This window comes from Amnibacterium sp., assembly GCF_025463795.1.
In the GTDB taxonomy this organism is placed as follows: domain Bacteria; phylum Actinomycetota; class Actinomycetes; order Actinomycetales; family Microbacteriaceae; genus Amnibacterium.
Window position 1 is genome coordinate 1 of record NZ_JAODBE010000097.1, and the last position, 4,631, is coordinate 4,631.

Annotated in this window: 3 protein-coding genes and 1 pseudogene; 3 read left to right on the forward strand and 1 reads right to left on the reverse strand. The window is 73.6% G+C overall.

Going from position 1 to position 4,631, the window contains the following annotated elements:
• The 3 genes from JWQ92_RS08895 to sucB form a co-directional block, all read left to right on the forward strand.
• Positions 1-1,204 (forward strand): leucyl aminopeptidase (locus JWQ92_RS08895; RefSeq protein ID WP_297344102.1); only part of this gene is annotated, 1,204 nt, incomplete at its 5' end.
• A gap of 141 nt (positions 1,205-1,345) precedes the next feature.
• On the forward strand, positions 1,346-2,719 hold the full coding sequence (lpdA, locus tag JWQ92_RS08900) for a dihydrolipoyl dehydrogenase (RefSeq protein ID WP_297344103.1): 1,374 nt from the start codon (positions 1,346-1,348) through the stop codon (positions 2,717-2,719).
• 63 nt (positions 2,720-2,782) lie between these two features.
• Positions 2,783-4,363, forward strand: a complete 1,581-nt coding sequence (sucB, locus tag JWQ92_RS08905; RefSeq protein ID WP_297344104.1) for a 2-oxoglutarate dehydrogenase, E2 component, dihydrolipoamide succinyltransferase — start codon at positions 2,783-2,785, stop codon at positions 4,361-4,363.
• Here the strand turns inward: sucB and JWQ92_RS08910 are convergent.
• Positions 4,261-4,631, reverse strand: a pseudogene (locus tag JWQ92_RS08910) (hypothetical protein); the annotation flags it as partial. The gene sucB and the pseudogene JWQ92_RS08910 sit on opposite strands and share 103 nt — an antisense overlap.

Here is a 4,631-nt window from a genome sequence, read left to right on the forward strand (position 1 = left end):
GGTGCGGCGCCTCGCCGGGACGGCGCACGTGGCACTCGCGCTGCCCGCCGCCGACGGGAGCGGCACGGCGGCGGTGCTCGAGGGCGCGGCGCTCGGCGCCTACGCCTTCACGGCCTACCGGCACTCGACACTGGCGAAGCAGAAGGAGCCCGTCCAGCGGATCACGGTGGCCGGCGCCGCCGATGCGACGGCGATCGACCGGGCGGCGGCGCTCGCGGGGTCCGTCGCCCTCGTCAAGGACCTCGTGAACACGCCGCCGAACGACCTCCACCCGGCCGAACTCGCCGACCGGGCGGTCGCCGCCGTCGAAGGCACGGGGATCGAGGCACGCGTCTGGGACGAGGCGGCGCTCGAGGCGGACGGGTTCGGCGGGATCCTGGGCGTCGGAGCCGGCTCCACCCGGCCACCCCGACTCGTGCGGCTCGCGTGGGCGCCGGAGGGCGCGGAGCGCACGATCGCGCTGGTCGGAAAGGGGATCACCTTCGACTCCGGCGGCCTCTCGCTGAAGCCGGGGCCGTCGATGGTCGGGATGAAGTACGACATGACGGGGGCGGCGACCGTGCTCGGGGTGGTGCTCGCCGCGGCCCGGCTGCGGGTGCCCGTCGGCGTGACGGCCTGGCTCTGCATCGCGGAGAACATGCCGTCGGGCAGCGCCATCCGGCCGAACGACGTGCTGCGCATCCGCGGCGGTCGCACCGTCGAGGTGCTGAACACCGACGCGGAGGGCCGCCTCGTGCTCGCCGACGGGCTCGTCGCGGCCGGCGAGGAGCACCCCGACGCCGTGGTCGACGTCGCGACGCTCACCGGCGCCATCATCACGGCGCTCGGCAACCGCACCGTGGGCCTCATGGGCGAAGGGCCGCTCGTGGCCCGCACGCAGGCAGCGGCGAAGCGCGCGGGCGAGCTCGTGTGGCCGCTGCCGCTCCCCGACGAGCTGCGACCCCTGCTCAACTCCGACGTCGCGGACATCGCGAACGTGAAGATCGGCAGCACCGCCGGCGGGGCCCTCGTGGCCGGCTGGTTCCTCAAGGAGTTCGTGCCCCAGGGCACCGACGGGAGCCGCGTGCCGTGGGTGCACCTCGACATCGCGGGGGCGGCGAACAACGGCGGCTCCCCCTACGGAGCCACCGGTTCCGGCCCGACCGGCGTGATGGTGGCGACCCTGCTCGCGCTCGTCGAGGACCTCGCGGAGGGGCCCCTCTGAGAGTCGGCCGACAGGCCCGCGCGGTCGCCAGGGGGTAGGGTCGACGCGGCGGATCCGCCCCCTCAGCGGGGGCTCCGGGGGTGCGGGGAAGCACCGTCGGACCGCCGAGCGCGTCCACCTGCGGAACGGGAGAGCATCCAAGTGCCGGACCAGTCCTTCGACCTCGTCATCCTCGGTGGGGGCAGCGGTGGCTACGCCGCGGCGCTCCGGGCGGCCGAGCTCGGCATGTCCGTCGGGATGGTCGAGAAGGACAAGGTCGGCGGCACCTGCCTCCACCGCGGCTGCATCCCGACGAAGGCCCTGCTGCACGCCGCGGAGGTGGCGGACGCGTCCCGCGACTCGGCGGCCTTCGGCATCCGCTCGACCCTCGAAGGCGTCGACGTGCCGAAGGTGACGGAGTACCGCACCGGCATCGTCGCGAAGAAGTACCGCGGACTGCAGTCGCTGCTGAAGGCGCGGGGCGTCACCACCGTCGAGGGCGCGGGTCGGCTCACCTCGGCCACCACGGTGCAGGTCGGCGACTCGACGATCACGGGCAAGCACGTCGTGCTCGCCACCGGCTCCTACTCACGGAGCCTGCCGGGCCTCGAGCTCGGCGGCCGGGTCATCGACTCCGAGCAGGCGCTGGCGCTCGACTACGTCCCCAAGAAGGTCGCGGTGCTCGGCGGCGGTGTCATCGGCGTCGAGTTCGCGAGCGTGTGGAAGTCCTTCGGCGCCGACGTCGTGATCATCGAGGCCCTCCCGCACCTCGTCCCGAACGAGGAGGAGGTGCTGAGCAAGGCACTCGAGCGCGCGTACCGGCGCCGCGGCATCGAGTACAAGCTCGGCATCCGCTTCTCCGGCGTCACGCAGGACGACTCGGGCGTCGTCGTCACCCTCGAGAACGGCGACACGATCGAAGCCGACCTGCTGCTCGTCGCCGTCGGTCGCGGCCCCGTGACCGCGAACCTCGGCTACGAGGAGGCCGGCGTCACGCTCGACCGTGGCTTCGTCACCGTGAACGAGCGGCTCGAGACCAGCCTGCCCGGGGTCTACGCGGTCGGCGACATCGTCTTCGGCCTGCAGCTGGCGCACCGCAGCTTCCAGCAGGGCATCTTCGTCGCCGAGGAGATCGCCGGCCTCAACCCCGCGGTGGTCAGCGACGTGAACATCCCGCGCATCACCTACTGCGACCCCGAGGTCGCCTCCGTCGGCCTCACCGAGGCGAAGGCCGTCGAGCAGTTCGGCCGCGACGAGGTCATCGCGTACGACTTCAGCCTCGCCGGCAACGCCCGCAGCGAGATCATCGGCACGACCGGCTCGATCAAGGTGGTCCGCCGCAAGGACGGCCCGGTGCTCGGCGTCCACGGCATCGGCGCCCGGGTGGGCGAGCTGATCGGCGAGGCCCAGCTCGTCGTGAACTGGGAGGCGTACCCCGAGGACATCGCTCCGTTCATCCACGCGCACCCGACCCAGTACGAGGCCCTGGGCGAGGCCTTCCTCGCCCTCGCCGGCAAGCCCCTGCACGCGCTCTGACCGCGCGACGGCGCGCGGCGACCACCTGCGGCACTTCTCGCCGCCTGAGATGAGGAACAACCGATGAGTGAGTCCGTCACCCTTCCGGCGCTCGGCGAGAGCGTCACCGAGGGCACCGTCACCCGCTGGCTGAAGCAGGTCGGCGACAGCGTGGAGGTGGACGAGCCCCTGCTCGAGGTGTCGACCGACAAGGTGGACACCGAGATCCCGTCGCCGGTCGCCGGGGTGGTCGAGGAGATCCTCGTCCAGGAGGACGAGACGGTCGAGGTCGGCACCGCACTCGTGCGCATCGGTGACGGATCCGGCCAGGGCGACGCCCCCGCCGAGTCCGCACCCGTTCCCGAGGAGGCCGACTCGGCCCCCGTGCAGTCGTCCCCGGAGCCCGCACCGCAGCAGGTGGTGCAGCAGGAGCCGGAGGAGGTGCCGGACGCGGGATCCTCGTACACCGAGCCGGAGCCGGAGCAGGAGGTCGCACCGCCGCAGCGGAGCCGGCAGTCCGCACCCGAGCAGGACGACGAGCCGCCGCTCGCGCAGGAGGCCACCAACTCCGTCGAGACCGAGGTCGGGCGCGACAGCGGGTCCGCCGCGGCCCCCACGACCCCCCCGACCCCCGCGCAGCCCGCTCCGGTCCGGACGGCGACGCAGTCCGCACCCCAGCAGTCCGCACCCCAGCAGTCGGCACCACAGCCCTCCGCACCCGCACAGCCGTCCGCGCCGGCGCCGCAGGGTGGCGGGGCGCACGCCGCGGCGCCGTACGTGACGCCGATCGTGCGCAAGCTCGCGCACGACCGCGGCGTCGACCTGGCCGCCCTCACCGGCTCCGGAGTCGGCGGACGGATCCGCAAGGAGGACGTGCTCGCCGCGGCCGAGGCCACGCCGGCCGCATCGACGCCCGCGGCACCGCGCGCGAAGGCCGAGCCTTCGGCCCTCCGCGGCACCACGGTCAAGATGTCCCGGCTGCGCAAGGTCGTCGCCGAGCGCGCGGTCGTGTCCATGCAGTCGACGGCGCAGCTCACGACCGTGGTGGAGGCCGACGTGACCGCCGTCGCGAACCTCCGCGACCGGGTCAAGCGCGACTTCCAGCAGGCGACGGGGCAGAAGCTGTCGTTCCTGCCGTTCTTCGCCCTCGCCGCCGTCGAGGCGCTGCAGCAGTACCCGATCATCAACGCCACCGTCGACGGCGACTCGATCGTCTACCCCGACACGGAGAACCTCAGCATCGCCGTCGACACGGAGCGCGGGCTGCTCACGCCGGTCGTGCGGAACGCGGGATCGCTGTCGATCGCGGAGCTCGCAGCACAGATCGCGGACCTCGCGGCGCGGACGCGCGACAACAAGCTGAAGCCGGACGAGCTCGCCGGCGGCACCTTCACCCTGACGAACACCGGATCCAGGGGCGCGCTGTTCGACACCCCGCTCGTCTTCCTGCCCCAGGTCGCGATCCTCGGCACCGGAACCGTGCAGCGGGTGCCGCGGGTCGTACGGACGGCCGACGGCAGCGAGGCGATCGCGGTCAGGTCGACCGTGTACCTCGCCCTCAGCTACGACCACCGGATCGTGGACGGCGCCGACGCGGCCCGCTTCCTCTCGGCGGTGCGGGCGAGGCTCGAGGAGGGCGACTTCGAGGGCTCGCTCGGGATCTGAGCCCTGGCCGGCGTCGGGGCGATCACGTCGCGCAGACGCCAGCCGCCCGGTTCCCGGATCTCGAGCACGGTGTGCTCGCCGACCGCGAGCACCGCGGTCGCGCCCGACGCCTTGAGCAGCACCGGTGTGGCGGCCGGCGGCAGGACCGCCTCCACGCCGGCGGCGAGGGCCGCCCGGTCGGACCCGTCGACCGGCGAGCCGGGCGCGTCCACGACGTCGAGGCAGCGCGACGACCCGTCGGCGAGGCAGCGGGCGCGTGCGCCGAGCA